The organism is Curtobacterium uvaldense (assembly GCF_028307415.1).
Classification (GTDB): domain Bacteria; phylum Actinomycetota; class Actinomycetes; order Actinomycetales; family Microbacteriaceae; genus Curtobacterium.
The window spans coordinates 53,478-76,682 of the sequence record NZ_JAQMHU010000007.1 but is presented as its reverse complement, the minus strand read 5'-3'; the positions used below and the strand labels follow the sequence as shown (position 1 = coordinate 76,682).

The following is a 23,205-nucleotide window of genomic DNA, read 5'->3' as shown; positions in this document are numbered from 1 at the left end:
AGACCGGGCGTAGCGTCCCGGCCATGGACTACAGACTCCTCGGCAACAGCGGGACATCGGTGTCGACGCTGACCCTCGGCACCATGACGTTCGGCAGTGAGGCCGACGAACCCACCTCCCACCAGATCCTCGACACGTTCGTCGCAGCGGGCGGCACGCTCGTCGACACCGCGGACGTGTACTCCGGCAACGAGTCCGAGCGCATCATCGGCCGGTGGCTCGCCGCCCACCCGACCGAGGCGCAGCAGGTCGTCCTCGCGACGAAGGGCCGGTTCCCCCAGGGTGACGGCCCGAACGACCTCGGCCTGTCCCGCCGTCACCTGCGCGTCGCGCTCGACGCCTCGCTCGAGCGGCTCGGTGTGGAGCACATCGACCTCTACCAGATGCACGCGTGGGACGCCCTGACGCCGATCGAGGAGACCCTGCGCTTCCTCGACGACGCCGTGTCCGCCGGCAAGATCGGCACCTACGGGTTCTCGAACTACCTCGGCTACCAGGTGACGAAGGCCGTCTACGAGGCGAAGGCCCACGGCTGGGCACCGCCGGTGACGCTGCAGCCGCAGTACAACCTGCTCGTGCGGGACATCGAGCACGAGGTCGTGCCCGCGTGCCTGGACGCCGGCATCGGTCTGCTCCCGTGGTCGCCCCTGGCCGGCGGCTGGCTCTCCGGGAAGTACCAGCGCGACGAGGCTCCGACGGGCTCGACACGTCTCGGCGAGAACCCGCAGCGCGGCATGGAGGCGTGGGAGGCCCGCAACGGCGACGAGCGCACGTGGAAGGTGCTCGACGCGGTCTCCGCGGTCGCCGACGCGCACGGTGCCTCGAAGTCGCAGGTCGCCCTCGCCTGGCTGCTCGCGCGGCCCGCGGTGACGAGCGTCATCCTCGGCGCCCGGACGGTCTCGCAGCTCGAGGACAACCTCGGCGCTGCCGACCTCGTGCTCACCGACGACGAGCTGCAGGCCCTGACGGACGCGAGTGCCCCGCGGGTCGACGACTACCCCTACGGCACCGCCGGCGTCGCCCAGCGCGAGCGCCGCATCACGGGCGGACGCTGATCGCGGTCCGACACTGATCGCGGTCGGACGCGGAGCACGGCCGTGCGCGTCGGGCATCCGCCCGGCGCGCACACAGCGGGGACGCAGTCCGACCGGCCGGTTCCTGCACATCCGTGCGGGTTCGCGTGGATCGGACCGGAACCGTGGACACGTCACCGGGTGCGGTGACACCATCGAGGGACGACCGGCTGGTTACCGCGTCGAGCGCTCGGAACGCCTCCTGATCCGCGTTCCGCGCGCCGGAGGGCCCGGGACGTCCATCGTCCGGGCCCTCCGTGCTCCCGCCGGAGGGCGTCGGCTCCCGCCGTAGGATCGTCCGGTGCCCAGTCGACGCCACGCCCTCGTGCTCCAGGACCGCCGAGCGGTACGGATCGTCGCCCTCGTCCTGCTCGCCCTGGCGGCCGCCTACCAGTGCTTCTGGCGGATCGCCGACGAGAACATCGGCGGCGACGAGTCCACCTACGTCCGCGCCGGCTTCGCGTACGTGCACGGCGCGTTCGACCAGAACCGCGAGCACCCGCCGACGGCGAAGTACCTGTTCGGGCTCGCGCAGCTCGTCGGCGGCGAGGGGGCCACCGCGCCCCGGGTCCTCGTCGCCGCCCTCGTCGTCCTCGGCGCCGCCGTCATGTTCGTGTGGCTCCGCGCCGAGGTCGGCTTCTGGGCGGGGTGGACCGCCGCGGCGCTCTGGACGCTGACGCCCCGGGGTGGATCCGGTGCGCGGCTCGACCGTGTCGCGCTCCTCGACCCGGTGATGGTGTTCTTCGCCCTGGCCGCGCTCTTCGCCGTGTGGACCTGGACACGGACCGGCCGGTGGTGGTGGCTCCCGCTGTCCGCGGTGCTCATGGCCGCCTCGGTGACGTCGAAGGCGTCGACGCTCGTACTGGTGCCCGTGTTCCTGCTCGCCCCGCTGCTGTTCCGGCAGTGGCGTCGGCTCGTCGTCGGCGGCCTCGTCTGGGCCGTGGTCTTCGCGGTGACGGTCGTCGCGCTGTACGCCCCCATGGGCATGCGGTCGGCGGTGCTCTACATGCTGGCCTTCCAGGAGGGGCAGAACGAGAACGGCCACCTCGCCGTGATCGCCGGGCAGACCCACCAGTTCGCACCGTGGTGGGGGAACTGGTGGTTCCTCGCGCAGGGCGTCGGCCTGCCGGTGCTCGTCGTCCTGGCCGCCGGGGTGCTGCTCGCGGTCGTCGTCCGTCCGGACCGGCTCGTGGTGTTCCTCGCCGCACCGCTCCTGCTGCTCGTCGCGTTCTACACGGTGGCGGCGAAGATCGCGCTGCCGACCTACTACAGCGCGTGGACGCCCTGGATCGTCCTGCTCGCCGCGGTCGGACTCGGTCGGCTCGCGGTGCTCCGCCCCCGGCCGCTGACCGGCGCGCTCGCCGCACTCCTCGTCGTCGTCGCGCTCGTCGGCAGCATCCCGACCGCGCGGGCGGTCTGGCAGACACGCCCCGAGGGGGTCGCGCGCCTCCTGCCGCTGCTGCGGAGCGAGGGCATCCGGGACGGCCGCATCTTCTTCGGCGCGATCACCCCCAGCGACTACGACCAGTACGTCGGTGCGCGCGGCGTGCGCGACGTCGACGATGCACCGTTCGAGGCGATCGTGGTGGGCCGCGACCAGCGCTTCCCGCTGCCGCAGGAGGTCACGGACCTGCTGCGCGACGAGCGGTCGTCGTTCGAGCGGGTGCGCCTGGACCGCATCGTCGTCTGGATCCCGGACGGCGAGATCGAACGGGACGCGGACGGCGAGCTCGACGTGCGGTGACGACGCGCGACGGCTCCGCCTCGGGCTGCACGAGGAGCCGTGATCTGGGGCCGGCAGCGGGACTCGAACCCGCAACCCCCGTATTACAAGTACGGTGCGCTACCAATTGCGCCATGCCGGCTGACGCGCCCATCCTACCGGCGGACGCGTCGGGGTCTCATTCGCCCTGCTCGGAGAAGTTCAGCGACAGCGAGTTCATGCAGTAGCGGTCACCCGTCGGGGTGCCGAAGCCGTCGGGGAACACGTGCCCGAGGTGCGAGCCGCAGTTCGCGCAGCGGACCTCGGTGCGGACCATGCCGAGGGACTTGTCCTCGATGAGCTGGACCGCCTCGGGGCGGACCGACTCGTAGAACGACGGCCAGCCGCAACCGGAGTCGAACTTCGTGCCGCTCTGGAACAGCTCCGCGCCGCACGCCGCACAGGTGTACGTGCCGGCGCGCTCCTCGTCGAGCAGCTCACCCGTCCACGGGCGCTCGGTCCCGGCCTGCCGGAGCACGGCGTACTGGTCCGGGGAGAGCTCCTCGCGCCACTGGGCGTCCGACTTGTCGACGTTGTACGCCATTGCTTCCTCCTGCTTCCGGTCGGGGCTCGATGGTGATGCCCGACCCCTTCAGTAAACTCGCGACGATGTCCGAGCATTCCGTCCGCCACGCCCGCTGGACCCGCCTGACGACGGACGAACTGTACGGCATCGTGCGGCTGCGGAACCGCGTCTTCGCCCTCGAGCAGCGGGTCACCGCCGACGACTTCGACGGCCGTGACCGCGAGCCCGACACCGAGCACTGGTGGTTCGGAGCCGACGACGATCCGGTCGGGTACCTCCGCCTCGTCCGGCCCGCCCCGGACGAGGACCACCCCGCTGCCAGCGAGCCGCCGGCCTGGGTGATCGGCCGGGTCGCCACCCACCCCGACCACCGGGGGCAGGGGATCGCCGGACGGCTGGTCGCGGGGGTGCTCGAGGCGCACGGTCACGAGCCGTTCGTCCTGCACGCCCAGGAGTACGTCGCGAGCCTCTACGAGCGGCACGGCTTCGTCCGGTTCGGTGCGCCCTACGACGAGGCCGGCATCCGTCACGTCGGCATGCACCGCCCGTGACCGGCACGCGCGAGCGGTACGCCACCTACGCGGCGCGCATCGCTCCGGCCTCGCCGTCGTACGCGGCCTGGGCACGCTCGGTCGACGACGACCTGGTCGCGCTCCTCGACGCGGTCCCCGAGCAGCAGCGGCAACCGGAGTTGGTCTTCGCCGTCGCACGTCGGCTGGGTGCCGACCCGTCGGACCCCGGAGCGCTCCGTGCGCTCGGCCGGGAGGCCCGTGCCGCGTTCGTCACGGCGCTCGCCCTTTCCACGGTGCAGGCCAACGACCCGCGGCGGCTCGGTCCCGTCGTCCCGCTGTTCGCGGCGCTCGCCGCGGCGGACCCGCGGCCGCTCGGCCTCGTCGACGCCGGGGCCGCCGCCGGGCTCTGCTCGATCCCGGACCGGGTGACGCTCGACCACCGGACCGGGGACGGCACGGTCCGGGTGCACACCGCCGTCGCCGAGCCGTCGGTGCACCTGACGGTCGACGCCAGCGGCGCGGTCCCCGAGCCGGCCGGCACCCCGATCCGGATCGGCGCGCGGGTCGCCCTCGACCCGAACCCGATCGACCTCGCCGAGCCCGGTGCGTTCGACCGGCTGGTCGAGGCCGTCCCGCCCGAGGCGACGGACCGCACCGCCCTGATGCGCGAGGCGGCGCGCGCGACGCTCGTCGTGCCTCCCGTCCGGATCCGTGGCACGCTGCCCGGCGACCTCGACCGTGCACTGGACGCGTTGCCGGACGGCGTCCGTCCCGTGGTGCTCACCACCGGGACCCTCGTCTACGTGCCGGGCGCCGACCGCCAGCGCGTGGTCGACCGGCTGGCAGAGCGTGGCGTGCACTGGGTCGCGGTCGAACGGACGGGCATCCTGCGCGGGGTGGCCGCGACGCTGCCCGACGACGTCGACCCGGCGGACCCGGACGCCTTCGCCACGGTGTCGCTCGACGGTGTGGCGACGGCGGTCTGCGACCCGTTCGGCGTCCGGGTGCGGTGGTTCCGGCGGCCCGGAGCCTGAACCGGGCTTCGCGACAGTCCAGCCGTGTGCCAGGGTCGGACCGCCGGGCACCCCTACGATGTGCGAGACCCGTGACCGAACCGTGACCGGAAGTGCCGTGACCGCCCTCCCCACCGACGAGCTCAGCGAGCTCGACCAGCGCGTGCTCGCGTTCGAGCACGACCGGGCGCGGCACGACCGCACGAAGGAGGCGGAGATCCGGGTCGAGTTCGACATGTCGCCGGCGCGCTACTACCAGGTGCTCAACCGCGTGATCGACCTGCCCGCCGCACTCGCGCTCGACCCCCAGCTGGTCGGTCGGCTGCAGCGGCTCCGGCACGCACGCACCCGAGCACGAGCGGCGCGCGCGTTCGTCGCCCCCGCGCCCGATCCCCGTGAAGAGGAACGATGACCGAGAGATTCCCGCGAGACCGGTTCGACGACGTCACCGACGGCCCCCGGGTCGGAGCGCACCGCGGTGCCCGTCGTCGTGGACGCGGGTGGATCGCGTTCGCCTGGGGCGCCCTCGCGACCGGTGTGCTCGTGCTCGTCGGTGTCCTCGTGCTCGCGCTGCTGAACGGCAGCTACTCGTTCCCGGGGTCGACCTCGTCGCCGCGCCCCTCGTCGAGCTCCTCGGCGTCGGCCGCGCCGTCGGAGACGCCCTCGGAGTCGCCGTCGGCGCCCGCGTCCGAGGAGCCGAGCGCTGCGGAGCCCTCGGCGCAGGGCGCGACGAGCGTCGTCGTGCTGAACGGCACGACGACGACCGGTCTGGCCGCCCGCGCCAGCAGCGCACTGACCACCGCGGGCTGGCAGGTCGCCTCGACGGGTGACGCCGGGACGACGGGGACGACGACCTCGGTCGTGTACTACCAGCAGCCCGAGCAGCAGGCCGTGGCACAGGGTGTGGCGAAGGCGCTCGGCATCGCGACGGTGGAGCAGTCGGCGGCGTTCCCGAACGCCGACGTCAGCGTCGTGCTCGGCGCCGACTACGGCGGCTGACGCGCGCTGTGTGACGGAGGTGTTTCGGGCACGTTGATTTCTGACGCGATCGGCGTGCAAGAACGTCACACCTCTTGCCTTGCCGCCGTTGTTGCACGAGAGTCATCGCCAGACGGCGATGGCGTCGTCCGCAACTGCAGCACCAGGGAGCAAGAGATCATGGCCAACGGAACCGTGAAGTGGTTCAACGCCGAGAAGGGCTTCGGCTTCATCACCGTGGATGGAGGGGGCCAGGACGTGTTCGTGCACTACTCGGCGATCGACATGTCGGGGTACAAGGTCCTCGAGGAGGGCCAGGCGGTGACGTTCGACGTCGGCACCGGGTCGAAGGGCCCACAGGCAGAGGCGGTCCGTCCCGCCTGAGCCCAGGACCACTCGACGAACGCGCCGTCCCCTCGGGGGCGGCGCGTTCGTCGTGCACGGCGCTCCGCCCGCCGAGCAGCCACCACCCGGGCCTGAGCGTGCCGGGTCCCGGCCGCAACGTGTCCTGGGAAGTCGAGCCGCGCCTCCCGACTGTGTTGCACTCACACCCGGCGAGTGCCAGAATCGGCGTTGGCACTCGCTTGCGCTGAGTGCCAGCACGACCCCCACGCACGACGTCCGGGAGGGACGAGAAACTCACATGGCTAAGATCATTGCTTTCGACGAGGAGGCCCGTCGTGGCCTCGAGCGCGGCCTGAACACCCTGGCCGACGCCGTGAAGGTGACGCTCGGCCCGCGCGGCCGCAACGTCGTCCTCGAGAAGAAGTGGGGCGCCCCCACGATCACGAACGACGGTGTCTCCATCGCCAAGGAGATCGAGCTCGACGACCCGTACGAGAAGATCGGCGCGGAGCTCGTCAAGGAGGTCGCCAAGAAGACCGACGACGTCGCCGGTGACGGTACGACCACCGCGACCGTGCTCGCCCAGGCGCTCGTCCGCGAGGGCCTCCGCAACGTCGCGGCCGGTGCCGACCCCGTGTCGCTCAAGCGCGGCATCGAGAAGGCCGTCGCCGCCGTCTCCGACCAGCTCCTCGCCAACGCGAAGGACATCGAGACCAAGGACCAGATCGCCGCGACCGCGTCGATCTCGGCCGCCGACCCCACCATCGGCGAGCTCATCGCCGAGGCGATCGACAAGGTCGGCAAGGAGGGCGTCGTCACCGTCGAGGAGTCGAACACCTTCGGCACCGAGCTCGAGCTGACCGAGGGCATGCGCTTCGACAAGGGCTACCTGTCGCAGTACTTCGTCACGGACCCGGAGCGCCAGGAGGCCGTCTTCGAGGACCCGTACATCCTCATCGTCAACTCGAAGATCTCCAACATCAAGGACCTGCTCCCGGTCGTCGACAAGGTGATCCAGGCGGGCAAGCAGCTCCTCATCATCGCCGAGGACGTCGACGGCGAAGCCCTCGCGACCCTCGTCGTGAACAAGATCCGTGGCATCTTCAAGTCCGTCGCCGTCAAGGCCCCGGGCTTCGGCGACCGTCGCAAGGCCATGCTGCAGGACATCGCGATCCTGACCGGCGGCCAGGTCATCTCGGAAGAGGTCGGCCTCAAGCTCGAGAACGCGACCCTCGACCTGCTGGGCAAGGCCCGCAAGGTGATCATCACCAAGGACGAGACCACGATCATCGAGGGTGCCGGCGACGACGAGCAGATCGCGGGCCGCGTCCGTCAGATCCGCTCCGAGATCGAGGCGACCGACTCCGACTACGACCGCGAGAAGCTCCAGGAGCGCCTCGCGAAGCTCGCCGGTGGCGTGGCCGTCATCAAGGCGGGTGCCGCGACCGAGGTCGAGCTCAAGGAGCGCAAGCACCGCATCGAGGACGCCGTCCGCAACGCGAAGGCCGCCGTCGAGGAGGGCATCGTCGCCGGTGGTGGCGTCGCGCTCATCCAGGCGTCCGTCGCGCTCGACACGCTCTCGCTCGAGGGTGACGAGGCGACCGGTGCGAACATCGTCCGCGTCGCCATCGACGCGCCGCTCAAGCAGATCGCGCTGAACGCCGGTCTCGAGCCGGGCGTCGTCGCCGCCAAGGTCCGCGAGCTCGAGTCGGGTCACGGCCTCAACGCCGCGACCGGCGAGTACGTCGACCTCGTCGCCGCGGGCATCATCGACCCGGCCAAGGTCACGCGCTCGGCGCTGCAGAACGCCGCGTCGATCGCCGGTCTGTTCCTCACGACCGAGGCCGTCGTCGCCGACAAGCCGGAGAAGAACCCGGCCATGCCGGCCGGCGACCCCACGGGTGGCATGGACTTCTAGTCCCGGTAGCCGGAAGGGCCCCGCACGCAGCGCGTGCGGGGCCCTTCCGCGTGCGGGCGCCGCGGCCCTGGCTCGGTTTCGGTCGCAAGACTTGCCGCTCAGGTTCGACTTCGACGGCAGGTCGTGCGCCCGCAACGACCGCGCGCGGCATGCCGTGCTACCAGGACGTAGGTGCTTCTCCCGCACGGGAGGCTCGGCTGCGGTCGTTCTCCACAGGTGCGCCCGCCTCTGGCTCGGGTGGTGCCGTGCGCCTCCAGGCTACGAGCATGACCACTCCGCGCGCACTGCCCAACGGCCTCGCGGAACGGGCCTTCACCGTCGCACAAGCTCGTCGGTACGGCGAGGGTACGAGCCGCATGCGCCGCGCTGATCTCCGGCGTCCCGTCCACGGCGTCCGCGTGCCTCGTGACCGCGACGCGAGCCTGGTCGACTGCATCGCCCTGGTGCTCCGCCCCGACCAGCGGTTCAGCCACACGACCGCAGTCAGCGTGTGGGGAGCGCCGGTGCCGAGGGAACACCGCGAAGGGTCGCGGGTACACGTGGCGACCATCGGCGGAGCGAGCCTCATGCGGCGTCCGGGTGTCACGGCCCATCGTGTGGCCGACGACGAGACCGTCGAGCAGGACGGCCTCCCGGTCAGCACGCCGGCCCGCGCCTGGGCCGAGTGCGCGACCCTCTTCGACTTCCGAGCGCTCGTCGTCCTCGGCGACCACCTCGTCGGACGGGCGGGACTCGCCAGGATCGAGGATCTCGCGCGTGCGCTCCGTCCCCGCGGGCACGGGGTCGTCCTCGCGCGGGCTGCACTCGAGGCCGTGCGTCCGGGGAGCGAGTCACCCATGGAGACGCTGATCCGCCTCGACGTCGTGGATGCAGGATTCCCGGAGCCCGAGCTCAACCACGAGGTGTTCGACGAGCGCGGTACGTTCCTCGGACGGGTGGACATGTGCTGGCCACAGCTCCGTATCGCGCTCGAGTACGACGGCGACCATCACCGCGAGCGCGACGTCTTCCGACACGATCAACGCCGAGGCAACGGGTTCGCTGTCAACGGGTGGATCGTGGTGCACGCGACGGCTGCCGACGCGGCTCGACCTGCGGTGCTGTTCGAGCGACTCCGTCAAGCGTTCGCCGCCCGTTCCTGAGCCGGTCCGGCAGCTCTGATGTCGCTCGCTCCCACAGGTCCGCGCCGTGCTCCGGTCGCACGACCTGCCGCCTGCGACCGTTCGAGTCGCACGACATGCCGCGTCGGCCGGAGTTGAGCGGCAAGCCGTGCGACCAGAACGGGCGACGGGCGACGGGCGACGGCCGGCGCGTCAGGCGGCCGGGGACTTCGGGGTGGGGGTGTAGTCGCGGGGGAGCAGGGGGAGCCAGACGCGGAAGGTCGCGCCGCCGCCCTCGGTGTCGAACACCTCGACGGAGCCGTTGTGCGCGTGCACGATGCCCGACACGATCGCGAGACCGAGGCCCGAGCCGCCGGTGTCCCGCGCGCGCGAGGTGTCCGCCCGCCAGAAGCGCTGGAAGATCTTCTCGCGCAGCTGCGGCGGGATGCCCTCGCCGTGGTCGATGACGTCGATGTGGGCCATGCCGAGGTCGTCGTCCACGCCGATGCCGATCTCGATCGGGTCGTCGTGCTCGGTGAAGCGCATGGCGTTGCCCATCAGGTTGGTCACGACCTGGCGGATCTTGTTCTCCTCGGCCAGGACGATCGGCGGACGGGCCGGCAGCACGACGGTCGGCAGGGGCGTGGTCTCGTCGGTCGGTACGCCGCCCTCGACGCCCATGGCGCGGTTGCGGCGGGCTCGGAGGCGCGCGATCGTCTGCCGCGAGAACGCGATCGGGCCGGTCGAGTTCGCCGACGGCGGGGAGACGGGCGTCTCGCCGGTGTCGATCTGGCCGAACGCACCCGGGCGGACGGCCTGCGGCACGCTGACGCCCGTCACGGCGTCCTCGACGAGGACCTGGATCTCGCGGTCGGGGTTCGATGCCATGGTGTCGAGTGCCGAGTCGCGCGCGATGGCGACGAGGTCGACCGGGCCGAGCTCGAGCGGCTTCGACTCGTCGATGCGGGCGAGCTGGAGCAGGTCCTGCACGAGCAGGCCCATCCGCTGCGCTTCCTTCTCGATGCGGTCCATCGCCTGGGCGACGTCCTCCTCCTTGCGGAGCGCCCCCATCCGGTAGAGCTCGGCGTAGCCGCGGAGCGACACCAGCGGCGTGCGGAGCTCGTGGGAGGCGTCACCGACGAAGCGGCGCATCTGGTCGATCGTCCGCTCGCGGTCCTCGAACGCGGAGTCGATCCGCTCGAGCATCGCGTTGAGGGAGCGGTTGAGGCGACCGACCTCGGTGTTCGGGGTGTCGGCCTCGAGTCGCTGGTTGAAGTCACCGGCGGCGAACCGGGCGGCCGTGTCCTCCACGTCGCGCAGCGGGTCGAACGTGGCCGTCACGAGGAGTCGGGTCAGCATCGCGCCGAGCAGGATCACCGAGATGCCGAAGCCCAGGAAGATGATCGTGAAGCGGCCGATGGTCTTGTCGGTGTCGGCGCTCGACACGGCGACGAGCACGTACCCGGTCTCCGAGGTGCCGCTCGACTGGTTCTGCAGCGACGCCGGGATGATCTGCGCGCGCCACTCGTGGTCGTGCTGGCTGTCGTACAGCGAGAACCGCTGCGAGCTCTGCGCCGCGGCGGAGAAGTCGAGCGAGCGGATGTCCGGTCGGCTCGAGGCGCGGGTCTGGCAGATCTTGTCGCCGCGGGAGTCGTAGGCCGCGACGTAGGCGCTCTGCGACAGGACGATCGACAGCGTGCAGTACTGCTGGCCGTCGCTGATGTTCTGGCCCTCGAGCTGCTCGGACGTCTGCTTGACCGTGTTGTCGAGCTGCTGCATGAGGTACGTCGAGAGCACCGTCATGGTGCCGAGCCCGGCGACGAGCAGCCCGAGCGCGACGAGCAGCACCGTGATGCCGGTGATCTTGGTGCGGAGGGAGATCCCGTCCCACCAGTGGCTCATTCGCGTGTGCATGCTGCCCCAACGATAAGCGGCGACCGCCCGGTGAAACCGGACGGTCGCCGTGTGCCCGGCGTCAGGACGCCTTGGACGCCTTCAGCATGTAGCCGAACCCGCGCTTCGTCTGGATGATCGGCTCGGTCGAGTACTGGTCGAGCTTGCGGCGGAGGTACGAGATGTACGACTCGACGATGCCCGCGTCGCCGTTGAAGTCGTACTCCCACACGTGGTCGAGGATCTGCGCCTTCGACAGCACGCGGTTCGGGTTGAGCATCAGGTAGCGCAGGAGCTTGAACTCGGTCGGGGACAGCTCGATCTGCGCGTCGCCGATCGTGACCTCGTGCGTGTCCTGGTCCATCGTGAGCTCGCCGGCGCGGATGATCGCGTCCTCTTCGTCGTTCATGGTGCGACGGAGGATCGCCTTGATGCGCGCGACGATCTCGTCGAGCGAGAACGGCTTGGTGACGTAGTCGTCGCCGCCGACGGTGAGCCCGGTGATCTTGTCCTCGGTGTCGTCCTTCGCGGTGAGGAAGAGGATCGGCGACGTGTACCCGGACGAGCGGAGGCGCTTGGTGACGCCGAAGCCGTTCATGTCCGGGAGCATCACGTCGAGGATGATCAGGTCGGGCTCCTCCTCGAGCACGGCGGAGATCGCCTGGGCCCCGTTGCCGACCGCACGGACGGCGAACCCGGCGAAGCGCAACGAGGTCGTGAGGAGGTCGCGGATGTTCGGCTCGTCGTCGACGATCAGGATCTTGGGGCCATCGGTCATGGTCCCATCCTCTGACCGTTCCCTAGAGGTTTCCTGGGAGCGGGTCGTGTGGTGGCTACGCGGCCGCCAGCACCTGGTCGGCGTCGAGGATCGTGTACGCGTACCCCTGCTCGGCGAGGAAGCGCTGCCGGTTCTGCGCGAAGTCCTGGTCGACCGTGTCCCGCGTCACGAGCGTGTAGAACGACGCCGGCAGGCCGTCCTTGTTCGGGCGGAGCAACCGGCCGAGACGCTGCGCTTCCTCCTGTCGGGAGCCGAACGACCCGGACACCTGGATCGCCACGGTGGCGTCGGGGAGGTCCACCGAGAAGTTCGCGACCTTCGACACCACGAGCACGTCGATCGAGCCCTCGCGGAACGCCTGGAACAGCCGCTCGCGCTCGTCGACCGGTGTCGACCCGGTGATCTCGGCGGCATCGAGTGACGCGGCGAGGTCGTCGAGCTGGTCGATGTACTGCCCGATCACCAGGATCTGCTCGCCGTGGTGCTTCTCGATGAGCTCGCGCACCACCGGGGTCTTCGCCGGCGAGGTCGCCGCCATGCGGTAGCGCTCGTCGTCACCCGACGCCGCGTACTCCAGGCGGTCCTGGTGGGGGAGGTCGATCCGCACCTCGTAGCAGGCCGCCGGGGAGATGTAGCCCTGCGCTTCGATCTCCTTCCACGGGGCGTCGTAGCGCTTCGGCCCGATGAGCGAGAACACGTCGCTCTCGCGGCCGTCTTCGCGCACCAGGGTGGCCGTGAGCCCGAGCCGCCGCCGTGCCTGCAGGTCGGCGGTGAGCTTGAACACCGGCGCGGGGAGCAGGTGGACCTCGTCGTAGACGATCAGGCCCCAGTCGAGGGCATCGAGGAGCGACAGGTGCGTGTACTCGCCCTTCCGCCGAGCGGTCAGGATCTGGTACGTCGCGATCGTGACGGGACGGATTTCCTTCGTGGTACCGGAGTACTCGCCGATGTCCTCGGGGGACAGGGTCGTCCGGCGCAGGAGTTCGTCACGCCACTGCCGGGCGGACACGGTGTTCGTCACGAGGATGAGCGTCGTCGCCTTCACGGTCGCCATCGCCCCGGCGCCGACGAGCGTCTTGCCGGCACCACACGGCAGCACGACCACGCCGGAGCCCTGCGCGAAGAAGGTGTCGACGGCCTGCTCCTGGTACGGCCGCATGTGCCAGGACGCCGTGTCGAGGTCGATCGGGTGCGGCTGCCCCGGTGTGTAGCCCGCGAGGTCCTCCGCCGGCCACCCGAGCTTGACGAGTTCCTGCTTGACCTGCCCGCGTGCCCAGGGCTGCAGCTCGATCTCCGAGGGCGAGCGCTGGTCGCCGAGCAGGGGCTTGATGCGCTTCGACCGGGTGACCTCGGCCAGGACCGACGGGTCCTCGGCGGTGAGGAGCAGGAGCGGCTGGCGCTCGAGCTCCTCGCTCGGGGAGTTCGCGATCGCCGGGGCGTCCTCGCGCTCCTCGCGCCGGATGACGAGCCGCCCGTACCGCGAGACGGTGTCGCGGATGTCGACCGTGACGCTCTGCGGGACCGGGAACTTCGCGAACCGCTCGAGCGTGCCGATCATCGACTCGGCGTCGTGCCCGGCCGCGCGGGCGTTCCAGAGCCCGAGGCGCGTGATCCGGTAGGTGTGCACGTGCTCCGGGGCGCGTTCGAGCTCGGCGAAGGCCGCGAGCTCGTGCCGGGCGTCCTCGGCCTGGGGGTGGGCGACCTCGAGGAGTACGGTGCGGTCACTCTGCACGATCAGCGGTCCGTTCATGACGGATCAGCCTAGGCGGCGCGGCTGCGAGCCGCCGCCCCCGTTGCGCAACGGTGGAGAACCGGCTCGCGGGGCACGGTTGTGCAGGGACGCGCGGCTCAGGCCTCGCTCTCGACCGCGACGACGAGCGACAGCGGCAGCGTCCGCTCCACGTCGACCGCGGTGTCACGGCCGCGGACCCGTCCGGCGGCGACCGACGTCGGCACGATCGAGATCGGTCGCTCCGACCCGTCCGGCATGCGGACGGTCAGTCGGATCGGCGTCTTCCCGCGCACCGCCAGGTCGATCTGCCGCCCGAGCCACTCCTGCTCCGGCTCCGCGTCGCCGCGCTCCGTCGTCAGGCGCAGGCGTTCCACGAGCGCATGGGCGGCCTGTTCCGGCGTCCGACCGGCGCCACCACGCCGACGGCCGGGAGGCGCGTCCGAGGCCACGGGACGGGCGGCGGCCGTCAGCACGGCCGGGTACCGCTGCTCCTCGAGCGCCGCGTGGACCACGTGCGGCGGGTGCGGGGCGGTGAGCGTCGTCAGGTCGGCGCGTTCCCAGGTGAGCTGGCGCAGCTCGGCGTCGACCCCGACCAGGTCGAGCTGGTCCGGCGTCCCGTGCACGACCGCCCCGCGACCGTCCGGCGCGACGTCGACCACGAGGCCGCCGTCCCGCGACGCCACCTGGTCGACGAGGTAGGTGAGGGGCTGCGGCACGTCGGTCGCCGAGAGCCGGTCCAGCAGCGCGAGCAGGTCCTCACGCGTGCTGCCGGCCCGGACCGCCCGCCGCACGGAGTCCTCGGAGACGCGGTACCGGGCGGCCAACCCCGGCGCCTCGAGGTCGGCGACGCTCCGGAGTGCGTCGTCGTCGGCGGGAGTGAGCGGCCCCGGGGCGATGACCGTCAGGTCGTGCTGCAGGTAGACGCCGTCGACGGTCGGCGGCAGGTCGTCGGCTGCGGCGTCGGCATCGCCGTCGAGGACCGCTCGGCCCGTCGCCGTCACCGTGCCGTCGACCGCGAGCCCGAGGACCTCGGCGGTGCCGGCGACGTCGAGCAGGACGGCGTCGAGCCACCGCGCGCCCGCCGGGAAGGCCCAGCGTCCGACGGCGACCAGGTCGTGCAGGTCGTCGTCGGCCGCCCGGAGCACGTCGTGCACGGCCGGGTCGAGCGAGCGCCACCACCGCCCGGCCAGGTCCACCCAGCGGTCCGGCCAGGCCGCGACGAGCCAGGTGCGCCCCTCGGACGACACGGCCCAGCGCCCCTCGCCGGGGTGCGCGAGGCCGGTGCGGTCCAGCAGCGTGAGCCGGTCCGGCACGACGTCCGGGTCGGTGCCGACGCGCTCGCCGAGGGTCCGGGCGAGCGGCGTGCCGATGCCGCCCTTGACGAGTTCGCGGACCTCGCCGGCGTCGACCGCGCGGAGCAGCTCGGCGAGCACCGTCATCGTCGTGAACGCACGCTCCGCGCCGGTCGCGCGGGCGCGCTCCTGGTCGGCCACCTGCTCGTCGGGCGCGGCGGGGCGGACCGGTGCCGTGCCTCCCGGCCGGAGGTCGGCGACCTCGGCGTGGGCGGCCAGTCGTCCGGCGACGGCGTCGTCCACCGCGCCCGCGTCGTCGGCGAGGCCCAGCGCGACCGCCGGGGCGAGCGCGTCGGCGTCGGCCGACCCGTCGCGGAGGGCGAGGAGGGTCGCCCGGGGCAGGTGCTCGAGCGCGGCGTCGACGGCGTCGTCGGTGCGCAGCGCCTCGGCGAGGTCGAAGAAGTCGGCCGCGTGCTGCGGGCCGGACTCGGCGAGGACGGCCGCGGGCAGACGGCGGGCGACCACGAGCCGTTCCAGCTCGTCGTCGGACATCCCCCGCAGCCGAGCGGCGAGGTCGGCGGTGGTCGTCATCGTCCGCCGCTCCGGTCCGCGCGGGTCCTCAGCGGTCCGACCGGTTCTCGCGGGCGCGCTTGGTCCAGGTCAGTCCGAGCAGGACGAGGACCAGCACCATGCCGATCGGCAGACCGATGAGCGGGACCGCCATGATCACCGGCCAGGGCATCGATCCGTTGGCGCTCGGGACGGTCAGCCACATCACGACCATCGCGATGATGCAGAGGAGACCGGCGATGAAGATGCCGCCGATCATGAACCCGAGGACGCGTTCGGTACGATTGAACGTCACCGGGGTGTCCGCGGGTTCGCGCGTGTTCCCGGTGGATCGGGTCGGCTTGGCCATCGGCCCAGGATATCCGACGCACCACGGCCGTTCCACGACCACGAGGAGTCCACGCATGCCCACCGGCAAGGTCAAGTTCTACGACGACCAGAAGGGGTTCGGGTTCATCACCGGCGACGACGGTGAGCCGGTCTTCCTGCACGCGTCCTCGCTGCCGGACGGCGTCACCTCGGTCAAGGCCGGCACCCGCCTCGAGTACGGCGTCGTGCAGGGCAAGAAGGGCTCGCAGGCGCTGTCCGTGCGGCTGCTCGAGCCGGCGCCCTCGCTCGCGAAGATGTCCCGCCGCTCCGCCGACGACATGGCGGTGATCGTCGAGGACCTGGTGAAGGAGCTCGACCGGGTCAGCGGCGACCTGCGCCACGGGCGCTACCCGAAGAACGGCGAACGCCTCGCCGCGATCCTGCGCCACGTCGCAGACCAGTTGGACGCCTGATGGTCGACCACACGGAGCTCGCGCGGAAGGCGCTGCTCGAGGTCACGCCGGAGTCGACGGTCGGCCAGCCGGTCGGCACCGTGGACGAGGGTGACGGCGTCGTCTCGGTCCTGTTCTCGAACCGGATGCCCGGTTACCCCGGGTGGCGCTGGACGGTCTCGATCGCGCAGGTCGAGGGCGACGAGCCCACCGTGCTCGAGGTCGAGCTGATGCCCGGCGACGGCTCGCTGGTCGCTCCGGACTGGGTGCCGTGGGCGGACCGGATGGCGGAGTACCGCGCCGGCCAGGCGGACGAGGACGACGACGAGTCGGACGACGAGGACGACGAGGACGACGACGAGTCGGACGAGGACGACGACCTCGACGACGCCGAGGAGTCCGACTACGACGACCCGGACGACGACGAGGCAGACGACGACGCCTCGAACGACGACGACGACGAGTTCGAGGACGACGAGGACGACCTCGCGGAGTCGGACGACGACGAGCTCGACGGCGTCGACGTCGACGCGGCGGACGACGACTCCGATGACGACGCGGCGGACGACGTCGCCGAGGACCCCGCTCCGGTGCGCTCCCGCGGCTCGCGTCGTCGGGCTTCCCGCGTCCGGCCGACCGACCCCGACCAGGACCTCGAGCTCGATCGGCTCGACCCGTCCGTCCGTGCTGGCGCCTCAGCCGCGCAGCTCGCCGATGACGAAGTCGATCGCCCGCACCAGCTTCGCCACGTCGTCCGGGTCGATCGCAGTGAACGTGGCGACACGGAGCTGGTTGCGGCCGAGCTTCCGGTACGGCTCGGTGTCGACGATGCCGTTCGCGCGGAGCGTCGCGGCGACGGCCTTCGCGTCGATCGACTCGTCGAGGTCGATCGACGCCACGACCTGCGACCGGTGGGCGGGGTCGGTGACGAACGGGGTGGCGTGGTCGGAGGCCTCGGCCCAGTCGTAGATCGTCGACGACGACGTCTTCGTGCGGGTGTCGGCCCACGCCAGACCACCGGACTGGTTGATCCAGTCGACCTGGTCGTCGAGCAGCAGCAGGGTCGCGAGCGCCGGGGTGTTCAGCGTCTGGTCGAGCCGCGAGTTGTCGACGGCGTTCTGCAGGGAGAGGAACTCCGGGATGTAGCGGTCCGAGGCGGCGATGCGCTCGACGCGCTCGATCGCGGCGGGGGAGAACAGGGCGAGCCACAGCCCTCCGTCCGAGGCGAAGTTCTTCTGCGGTGCGAAGTAGTAGACGTCGGTCGCGGTGACGTCGAACGCGGCACCACCGGCGGCGCTCGTGGCGTCGACGACGGTCAGCGCGCCGTCGTCACCCGCAGCGCGGACGACGGGCGCCATGACGCCGGTCGAGGTCTCGTTGTGCGGGTAGGCGTAGACGTCGACGCCCTCGACGGGCTCGAGCGCGGCGAGCGAGCCGCCGGGTGCCTCGACGACGTGCGGGGTCTCGAGCCACGGGGTGTCCGTGGCCTTGGCGAACTTCGAGCCGAACTCGCCGAAGGACAGGTTCTCGGCACGACGTTCGACGAGCCCGAAGGCGGCGGCGTCCCAGAACGCGGTCGAGCCGCCGTTGCCGAGGACGACCTCGTAGCCGTCCGGGAGCTGGAAGAGGTCGGCGAGGCCGCGGCGGACGCTGCCGACGAGGTCCTTCACGGGCTTCTGGCGGTGGGACGTCCCGAGGATCGTCGCCCCGCGGGTCACGAGTGACTCGAGCTGCGCGCCGCGGATCTTGGACGGGCCGCAGCCGAAGCGTCCGTCGGTCGGGAGGAGTTCGGCGGGGATGACGATGTCTGCCATGCGCCGATCCTAGCGAGCGGTATCCCACCGTCACCGACCCTGGACCGGCCGGACGGGGCGGACCCGACCCGCGCCTCCAGGCCGTGGAGCGCGCCCGTCGGTGCGGTCTTGTCGCACTGCTCAAGTAGGGTGGATCGGGCTGGGCCCAGACATGAGAGGCGGACCGTGACCGATCTCGTCGACACCACGGAGATGTACCTGCGGACGATCCTCGACCTCGAGGAAGAGGGGATCGTGCCGCTGCGCGCGCGCATCTCCGAGTGTCTCGGACACTCCGGTCCCACCGTCTCCCAGACGATCGCGCGGATGGAGCGCGACGGTCTGGTCGTCGTCTCCGGTGACCGCCACCTCGAGCTCACGGGCGAGGGTCGCTCGCGGGCGACGCACGTGATGCGCAAGCACCGGCTGGCCGAACGGCTCCTCGCCGACGTGATCGGACTCGACTGGGCCTTCGTGCACGACGAGGCCTGCCGCTGGGAGCACGTGATGAGCGAGCAGGTCGAGGTCCGACTGCTCGAGATGCTCGGCAACCCCACGGAGTCGCCCTACGGCAACCCGATCCCCGGGCTCGCCGAGATCGGTGGACCGACGGCGGGGCAGTTCCTCGACGGTGTGCAGAACATCGTCGCGGCGACCGACGGCACGGACGCCGTCGCGGTCGGCGTCGTGCGTCGCCTGGGCGAACCGGTGCAGTTCGAGCCCGAGCTGCTGCACCAGCTGCGCACCGCCGGCGTCATGCCCGGCCGTGTCGCCCGGGTGCAGCGCGCCGGTGCGTACGTCGCGGTCCGGGTGGACGGCGAGGACGCCGGCATCGAGCTGCCGACCGAGGTCGCGCAGCACGTCTACATCGAGCGGGACTGACCGTCGGGGCGCCGTCCGAGCCTGAGAATCGGCACAAGGTCACGAGGGTCGATCGCCGCTGATCAGGGGTTCGTGATCGTTCCGTTACCGAACCGTCGTTTCATCTCGACAAGGTAACGGCCCCCACGTACACTCGTCGAGTCCCCGGGCCGCCCACGAGGCCCAGGACCCGTGGCAGGACGTCTCGAACCCGTCTCCTGCCTCGATCGGAAACGATGACGAACGGATGGGGTCCGCCCCTCCGCCCTGACCCAGGCGGAGACGGTGACGAGACGCCGGAGACACCACCCTTGACGCAGACCGGTTCCGCCGCGGACGACCAGACGCCCGCCAACCCGACGAACACCGCGAACGACGCCCCGCTCACCCGGCGGGCCGCGCGCCAGACCGAAGCCCCCGCCCGTCGCATCACCCCCGTCCGCGACGCACCGCTCCCCGGCGGCCGTCGCGCTGCGCAGGCCGCCCGCGCCGCCGAGACCGCCAAGGCGAGCAGCTCGGCCCGCAAGCGCCGGTTCCTCGCCCCCGTCGTGCTGACGGTCGCCGCCGGCATGTTCGGCACCGTGGCCGTCGCCCCGGCCTTCGCCGCGACGCAGCAGACCGGTTCGACCGCCGCCGACGCGCAGCGCCAGGTCCGCACGACCCAGGCACAGCAGTTCTCGGTGTCCGACGCCGTGGCCCTCGCCGGGACGTCGCGTGACGGCTACGGCGCGACCGCCCAGTCCACCCTCGACGCCGAGGCCGCGCAGAAGGCCGCCGCCGAGCAGGCCGCGGCTGCGCAGGCCCAGGCCGCAGCGACCCAGGCGGCGCGCGCGCAGACCGCGAAGCAGTACTCGTCGTACAGCGGCCCGTCCGCGAACGAGATCGCCACCACGGCGGCCGCCGCGAACACCCCGTTCTCGCTGCCGGCCGTCGTCGCCACCGCGAAGCAGTACATCGGCACCCCGTACGTCTTCGGCGGCGCGGACCCGTCCGGCTTCGACTGCTCGGGCTACATCATGTACGTCTACGCGCAGTACGGCATCAGCCTGCCGCACTCGGTCCCGCTGCAGGACGCCGCGGGCACCACGATCCCCGAGTCCCAGGCGCAGCCGGGCGACGTCGTCATCTTCAACGACGGTTCGCACGACGGCTTCTACATGGGCAACGGCATGATCATGGACGCGCCGAAGCCCGGTGGCTCCGTCTCGATCCGCCCGATCTGGACGAGCAGCTACCACATCGTGCGCTTCGGCATCTGACCCGAGCACCCGCACGACGGTGACGACCCTGGTGTCGTTCCCGTGAACACTCCCGGAAACCGGTCCGCACACCCTCGTGTCGGGCCGGTTTCCGACGTACCCTGGTGCTGCACCGGTCCGATCCGGCCCGAACACGGGAGACCTCATGTCAGCGTTCCGCACGACCCGCACCACGGGTCGGCGCGCGCTCGTGGACATACGGTCGACCGCCCCCTGCGTGCACCATCACGCCCCTGTCTGACGAGAGCACTGCCCATCCGGGTGGTGCTCTTCGTGGTTCAGGGCGTGGTCACAGGTCGCGGTCCCCTGTCGACGTCGATCGACCCGACGCACCCGCAGCGCCTGGAAGCCGTCCAGGCACCGTCGGAAGGGAACCCATGCGCACTCTCGTCCTCAACGCCGGTTACGAGCCCCTCGCGGTGATCTCGGACCGACGGGCCCTCGTGCTGGTCATGAACCAGAAGGCCGCCGTCATCGCCGCCGACCTCGACCACCCGGTCTCGGGGTCCTCCGCGAGCTTCGATCGTCCGTCCGTCATCATCCTGACCCGCTACGTGCGGATCCCGCACGCGAGACTCGTGCCGGTCTCGCGACGCGGGGTCCTGCGGCGTGACGCCAACCGCTGTGCCTACTGCGACCGGCACGCCACCACGATCGACCACGTGCAGCCCCGGTCGCGCGGCGGCCAGGACTCGTGGGAGAACCTCGTCGCCTGCTGCCTGGCCTGCAACAACACGAAGGGCGACCGCACCCCGCAGGAGATGGGGTGGCGGCTGCGCTTCCGGCCGAAGGCGCCGCACGGTGCGTCCTGGGTGGTGCGGGGGATCGAGCGCCCGCAGTCGGAGTGGGACGAGTACCTGGTGGCCGCGTAGCGCCGGCCCGGCGTCGCGACGGACGGGAGGCGCGTGGCGGGGCCGCCCCGTGCCTCCCGTCCGTCGCGTAGTCTGGCCGCAGTGATCCGCTCATCGCTGTGACCCAGCTGCTTCGTCGCCTCGTCCAGGAGGCGGTGGTCGCGTGTGCCCTGCGGGTGGACTCCTCGGGAGTCCCCGCCGTCGCCACCTCCACCTCGACACACTGGACGACCACCGATGACCTCTTCCTCGTTCCCCGGACCCGACCGCGCCGACCTGCGCGCCGACTGCGGGTCCTGCGCGGCCCTCTGCTGCGCCGCGTTCGGCTTCACGCGGTCCGCTGACTTCCCCGTCGACAAGGCGCCGGGCGACCCGTGCCGGAACCTCGCCGACGACTTCTCGTGCACCGTCCACGAGTCACTCCGGCCACGCGGGTACCGCGGCTGCACCGTCTTCGACTGCGCCGGTGCCGGACAGCGCGTCACCGGACAGCTCTACGGTGGCGTGGACCGGCACCAGCGCCAGGACGTGCGGGTCGAGATGTTCGCCGTCTTCCGTGTCGTCCGACAGCTCCACGACCTCCTCTGGTACCTGGCCGAGGGCGCGGTCCGCAGGTTCCAGCCCGAGGCGTCGGCAGCGTTGGTGGAGCGGATCGAGGACGCGATCGGGCAGGGGCCGACCGTGGTCCTCGGGCTCGACCTGGTCGGGCTGCACGAGGAGGTCCGCGCGGTCCTGGTCGAGGTGAGCGCCGAGGTGCGGGGCGGGTACGCGACGGTCCTGCCCGCGGTCCTGTCGCCCGGGGCCGACCTGATGGGTCGGCGCTTCCACGGCGTCAGCCTGTGCGGAGCGGACCTCCGCGGCGCGTACCTGATCGGCGCTGACCTCTCGGGGGCCGACCTCGACGGAGTCGACCTGCTCGGCGCGGACCTGCGTGGTGCGCGCGTGCACGGGGCGGACCTCTCGGGCTCCCTCTTCCTGACCCAGATGCAGGTCAACGCGGCGCAGGGCGACGAGCGCACGCGGCTCCCAGTTGACGTCGTCCGCCCGTCGCACTGGGGCAGCGGCGGCGCGTAGCGTGCGAGCCATGAGCGAGACTCCCGTGATCGACGACGCCACGATCGGGGACCTCCGTGTCCGACTCCGCGCCACCCGCTGGCCGGACGCGCCCGCCGGCACCGGGTGGTCGCTCGGCGTCGACGTGGACGAGCTCCGGCCGCTGGGCGAGTACTGGGCCGACGGGTTCGACTTCGACGGGCACCGGGAGCAGCTCGCCGCGCTGCCGTCCGAGCGGCACGTCGTCGACGGCGTCCGAGTGCACGTGCTCCATGCGCGATCCGGCCGTCCCGACGCCCTCCCGCTGCTGCTCGCCCACGGCTGGCCGGACTCCGGATGGCGGTACCGCAAGGTCCTGCCGATGCTCGTCGAGGCCGGGTTCGACGTCGTCGTGCCGGACATGCCCGGGTACGGGTTCTCGGACGCGCCGCCGCGCGTGCTCGACGCCCGCGAGGTGGCCGGCATGTGGGCGACACTGATGACCGTCCTCGGGTACGACCGGTTCGCGGCCTCCGGCGGGGACATCGGGACGCACGTCGTCCGGTACCTCGCACTCGACCACCCCGACCGTGTGGTCGCCGTGCACCGGATCGACGGCGGGCTGGCGTGGCCCGGGATCGACACCACGGAGCTGTCCCCGGCGGAGCGGGCCTTCGTGCAGGCGACCGAGCGGTGGCGGACCGCCGAGGGCGCCTACGCGGTGATGCACCGCACGAAGCCCCAGACCGCCGCCGTCGGGCTGACCGACTCACCCGCGGGTCTCGCTGCGTGGATCGTCGAGAAGCTCCGGTCGTGGAGCGACTGCGGCGGCGACCTGTGGTCGGTGTACACGCGGGACGAGGTCCTGGCGCTGCTGACCGAGTACTGGGCGACGGCGACGATCGGGTCCTCCATGCGGATGTACCACGCGAACGCGGCGATCCCCGCTACGCAACTGCGTCGACGGGTGGAGGTGCCGTCGGGGTTCTCGGTGTTCCCGGGCGACATCGTGCGGGCTCCGCGGGAGTGGCTCGAGCGCACGACGAACCTCGTGCACCACCACGAACTCGACCGGGGCGGGCACTTCGCGCCGTTCGAGCAGCCGGAGCTGTTCGTGGACGAAGTCTGCGCGTTCCTGGAGCCGTACCGCCGCTAG

The 23,205-nt window shown here is 71.7% G+C and carries 22 protein-coding genes, 1 tRNA gene and 1 pseudogene; 16 read left to right on the top strand and 8 right to left on the bottom strand.

Annotation, left to right across the window (positions count from 1 at the left end; genetic code table 11):
* Positions 1 to 23 precede the first annotated feature (23 nt).
* Together PIJ49_RS06175 and PIJ49_RS06170 are read left to right on the top strand one after the other, a co-directional pair.
* Entirely contained in the window at positions 24 to 1,055 is a 1,032-nt protein-coding gene (locus PIJ49_RS06175) for an aldo/keto reductase (protein WP_066656578.1), read from the top strand.
* A gap of 319 nt (positions 1,056 to 1,374) precedes the next feature.
* Complete coding sequence (locus PIJ49_RS06170; RefSeq protein WP_251160906.1) at positions 1,375 to 2,817, top strand: glycosyltransferase family 39 protein; 1,443 nt, start codon at positions 1,375 to 1,377, stop codon at positions 2,815 to 2,817.
* 45 nt (positions 2,818 to 2,862) lie between these two features.
* On the opposite strand, the gene PIJ49_RS06165 is transcribed toward PIJ49_RS06170, so the two are convergent.
* Together PIJ49_RS06165 and msrB are read right to left on the bottom strand one after the other, a co-directional pair.
* Positions 2,863 to 2,938 (bottom strand) — tRNA-Thr (locus tag PIJ49_RS06165).
* 36 nt (positions 2,939 to 2,974) lie between these two features.
* Positions 2,975 to 3,379: a peptide-methionine (R)-S-oxide reductase MsrB gene (gene msrB, locus PIJ49_RS06160; protein WP_066656573.1), complete on the bottom strand. Its 405-nt coding sequence runs from the start codon at positions 3,377 to 3,379 to the stop codon at positions 2,975 to 2,977.
* 65 nt (positions 3,380 to 3,444) lie between these two features.
* Here msrB and PIJ49_RS06155 point away from each other — a divergent pair, with 65 nt between their 5' ends.
* The 7 genes from PIJ49_RS06155 (at position 3,445) to PIJ49_RS06125 (ending at position 9,269) form a co-directional block, all read left to right on the top strand.
* Entirely contained in the window at positions 3,445 to 3,912 is a 468-nt protein-coding gene (locus tag PIJ49_RS06155) for a GNAT family N-acetyltransferase (RefSeq protein ID WP_209685436.1), read from the top strand.
* Positions 3,909 to 4,907, top strand: coding sequence for a DUF2332 family protein (locus PIJ49_RS06150; protein ID WP_271826093.1), 999 nt, complete (start codon positions 3,909 to 3,911; stop codon positions 4,905 to 4,907). The genes PIJ49_RS06155 and PIJ49_RS06150 overlap by 4 nt, the downstream gene beginning before the upstream one ends.
* Positions 4,908 to 5,004: 97 nt before the next feature.
* Positions 5,005 to 5,298: a DUF3263 domain-containing protein gene (locus PIJ49_RS06145; RefSeq protein WP_235426381.1), complete on the top strand. Its 294-nt coding sequence runs from the start codon at positions 5,005 to 5,007 to the stop codon at positions 5,296 to 5,298.
* On the top strand, positions 5,295 to 5,885 hold the full coding sequence (locus PIJ49_RS06140) for a LytR C-terminal domain-containing protein (protein WP_066656550.1): 591 nt from the start codon (positions 5,295 to 5,297) through the stop codon (positions 5,883 to 5,885). The genes PIJ49_RS06145 and PIJ49_RS06140 overlap by 4 nt, the downstream gene beginning before the upstream one ends.
* Positions 5,886 to 6,044: 159 nt before the next feature.
* Positions 6,045 to 6,248 carry a cold-shock protein gene (locus PIJ49_RS06135; RefSeq protein ID WP_066656547.1) on the top strand — a complete coding sequence of 68 codons (204 nt, stop codon included), beginning with the start codon at positions 6,045 to 6,047 and terminating at the stop codon, positions 6,246 to 6,248.
* A gap of 259 nt (positions 6,249 to 6,507) precedes the next feature.
* Positions 6,508 to 8,127 carry a chaperonin GroEL gene (gene groL, locus PIJ49_RS06130; protein WP_066656544.1) on the top strand — a complete coding sequence of 540 codons (1,620 nt, stop codon included), beginning with the start codon at positions 6,508 to 6,510 and terminating at the stop codon, positions 8,125 to 8,127.
* Between the two features lie 266 nt (positions 8,128 to 8,393).
* Positions 8,394 to 9,269 carry a putative endonuclease domain-containing protein gene (locus PIJ49_RS06125; protein WP_271826092.1) on the top strand — a complete coding sequence of 292 codons (876 nt, stop codon included), beginning with the start codon at positions 8,394 to 8,396 and terminating at the stop codon, positions 9,267 to 9,269.
* Between the two features lie 171 nt (positions 9,270 to 9,440).
* On the opposite strand, the gene PIJ49_RS06120 is transcribed toward PIJ49_RS06125, so the two are convergent.
* The 5 genes from PIJ49_RS06120 to PIJ49_RS06100 form a co-directional block, all read right to left on the bottom strand.
* On the bottom strand, positions 9,441 to 11,141 hold the full coding sequence (locus PIJ49_RS06120; protein WP_271826091.1) for a sensor histidine kinase: 1,701 nt from the start codon (positions 11,139 to 11,141) through the stop codon (positions 9,441 to 9,443).
* 61 nt (positions 11,142 to 11,202) lie between these two features.
* Complete coding sequence (locus PIJ49_RS06115) at positions 11,203 to 11,898, bottom strand: response regulator transcription factor (RefSeq protein WP_056120555.1); 696 nt, start codon at positions 11,896 to 11,898, stop codon at positions 11,203 to 11,205.
* Positions 11,899 to 11,953: 55 nt separating this feature from the next.
* Entirely contained in the window at positions 11,954 to 13,648 is a 1,695-nt protein-coding gene (locus tag PIJ49_RS06110) for a DNA repair helicase XPB (protein WP_066656535.1), read from the bottom strand.
* A 98-nt stretch (positions 13,649 to 13,746) separates the two neighbouring features.
* Positions 13,747 to 15,513: a helicase-associated domain-containing protein gene (locus tag PIJ49_RS06105; RefSeq protein ID WP_251160902.1), complete on the bottom strand. Its 1,767-nt coding sequence runs from the start codon at positions 15,511 to 15,513 to the stop codon at positions 13,747 to 13,749.
* A gap of 28 nt (positions 15,514 to 15,541) precedes the next feature.
* Positions 15,542 to 15,841 (bottom strand): hypothetical protein, encoded by a 300-nt coding sequence (locus PIJ49_RS06100; protein WP_066656531.1) that lies wholly within the window; start codon positions 15,839 to 15,841, stop codon positions 15,542 to 15,544.
* A gap of 55 nt (positions 15,842 to 15,896) precedes the next feature.
* On the opposite strand from PIJ49_RS06100, the gene PIJ49_RS06095 reads away from it, so the two are divergent.
* Together PIJ49_RS06095 and PIJ49_RS06090 are read left to right on the top strand one after the other, a co-directional pair.
* Complete coding sequence (locus PIJ49_RS06095) at positions 15,897 to 16,274, top strand: cold-shock protein (protein ID WP_066656529.1); 378 nt, start codon at positions 15,897 to 15,899, stop codon at positions 16,272 to 16,274.
* A pseudogene (locus tag PIJ49_RS06090) lies at positions 16,274 to 16,621 on the top strand (DUF3027 domain-containing protein); the annotation flags it as partial. The gene PIJ49_RS06095 and the pseudogene PIJ49_RS06090, both read left to right, overlap by 1 nt.
* Positions 16,622 to 16,948: 327 nt before the next feature.
* Here the strand turns inward: PIJ49_RS06090 and serC are convergent.
* Entirely contained in the window at positions 16,949 to 18,067 is a 1,119-nt protein-coding gene (gene serC, locus PIJ49_RS06085) for a phosphoserine transaminase (protein WP_271826090.1), read from the bottom strand.
* A gap of 165 nt (positions 18,068 to 18,232) precedes the next feature.
* On the opposite strand from serC, the gene PIJ49_RS06080 reads away from it, so the two are divergent.
* The 5 genes from PIJ49_RS06080 to PIJ49_RS06060 all read left to right on the top strand — a co-directional run bounded on the left by PIJ49_RS06080 (position 18,233) and on the right by PIJ49_RS06060 (position 23,205).
* A complete protein-coding gene (locus PIJ49_RS06080; protein WP_271826089.1) occupies positions 18,233 to 18,928 on the top strand; it encodes an iron-dependent transcriptional repressor DtxR in 696 nt (231 codons plus the stop codon).
* Positions 18,929 to 19,218: 290 nt separating this feature from the next.
* Positions 19,219 to 20,166, top strand: a complete 948-nt coding sequence (locus tag PIJ49_RS06075; RefSeq protein ID WP_066656519.1) for a C40 family peptidase — start codon at positions 19,219 to 19,221, stop codon at positions 20,164 to 20,166.
* Between the two features lie 377 nt (positions 20,167 to 20,543).
* The gene (locus PIJ49_RS06070; protein WP_066656516.1) at positions 20,544 to 21,038 is read left to right on the top strand and encodes an HNH endonuclease; all 495 of its coding nucleotides are present in this window, start codon (positions 20,544 to 20,546) and stop codon (positions 21,036 to 21,038) included.
* Positions 21,039 to 21,254: 216 nt separating this feature from the next.
* On the top strand, positions 21,255 to 22,091 hold the full coding sequence (locus PIJ49_RS06065; protein WP_066656515.1) for a pentapeptide repeat-containing protein: 837 nt from the start codon (positions 21,255 to 21,257) through the stop codon (positions 22,089 to 22,091).
* 10 nt (positions 22,092 to 22,101) lie between these two features.
* On the top strand, positions 22,102 to 23,205 hold the full coding sequence (locus PIJ49_RS06060) for an epoxide hydrolase family protein (RefSeq protein ID WP_271826088.1): 1,104 nt from the start codon (positions 22,102 to 22,104) through the stop codon (positions 23,203 to 23,205).

What these genes read in the sequence shown, in the direction of transcription:
- PIJ49_RS06110 (WP_066656535.1), bottom strand. Translation starts at nt 13,648, where the DNA reads ATGAACGGACCGCTGATCGTGCAGAGTGACCGCACCGTACTCCTCGAG.
- PIJ49_RS06140 (WP_066656550.1), top strand. Translation starts at nt 5,295, where the DNA reads ATGACCGAGAGATTCCCGCGAGACCGGTTCGACGACGTCACCGACGGC.
- serC (WP_271826090.1), bottom strand. Translation starts at nt 18,067, where the DNA reads ATGGCAGACATCGTCATCCCCGCCGAACTCCTCCCGACCGACGGACGC.
- groL (WP_066656544.1), top strand. Translation starts at nt 6,508, where the DNA reads ATGGCTAAGATCATTGCTTTCGACGAGGAGGCCCGTCGTGGCCTCGAG.
- PIJ49_RS06120 (WP_271826091.1), bottom strand. Translation starts at nt 11,141, where the DNA reads ATGCACACGCGAATGAGCCACTGGTGGGACGGGATCTCCCTCCGCACC.
- PIJ49_RS06115 (WP_056120555.1), bottom strand. Translation starts at nt 11,898, where the DNA reads ATGACCGATGGCCCCAAGATCCTGATCGTCGACGACGAGCCGAACATC.
- PIJ49_RS06105 (WP_251160902.1), bottom strand. Translation starts at nt 15,513, where the DNA reads ATGACGACCACCGCCGACCTCGCCGCTCGGCTGCGGGGGATGTCCGAC.
- PIJ49_RS06175 (WP_066656578.1), top strand. Translation starts at nt 24, where the DNA reads ATGGACTACAGACTCCTCGGCAACAGCGGGACATCGGTGTCGACGCTG.
- PIJ49_RS06100 (WP_066656531.1), bottom strand. Translation starts at nt 15,841, where the DNA reads ATGGCCAAGCCGACCCGATCCACCGGGAACACGCGCGAACCCGCGGAC.
- PIJ49_RS06125 (WP_271826092.1), top strand. Translation starts at nt 8,394, where the DNA reads ATGACCACTCCGCGCGCACTGCCCAACGGCCTCGCGGAACGGGCCTTC.
- PIJ49_RS06060 (WP_271826088.1), top strand. Translation starts at nt 22,102, where the DNA reads ATGAGCGAGACTCCCGTGATCGACGACGCCACGATCGGGGACCTCCGT.
- PIJ49_RS06070 (WP_066656516.1), top strand. Translation starts at nt 20,544, where the DNA reads ATGCGCACTCTCGTCCTCAACGCCGGTTACGAGCCCCTCGCGGTGATC.
- PIJ49_RS06135 (WP_066656547.1), top strand. Translation starts at nt 6,045, where the DNA reads ATGGCCAACGGAACCGTGAAGTGGTTCAACGCCGAGAAGGGCTTCGGC.
- PIJ49_RS06065 (WP_066656515.1), top strand. Translation starts at nt 21,255, where the DNA reads ATGACCTCTTCCTCGTTCCCCGGACCCGACCGCGCCGACCTGCGCGCC.
- msrB (WP_066656573.1), bottom strand. Translation starts at nt 3,379, where the DNA reads ATGGCGTACAACGTCGACAAGTCGGACGCCCAGTGGCGCGAGGAGCTC.
- PIJ49_RS06095 (WP_066656529.1), top strand. Translation starts at nt 15,897, where the DNA reads ATGCCCACCGGCAAGGTCAAGTTCTACGACGACCAGAAGGGGTTCGGG.
- PIJ49_RS06155 (WP_209685436.1), top strand. Translation starts at nt 3,445, where the DNA reads ATGTCCGAGCATTCCGTCCGCCACGCCCGCTGGACCCGCCTGACGACG.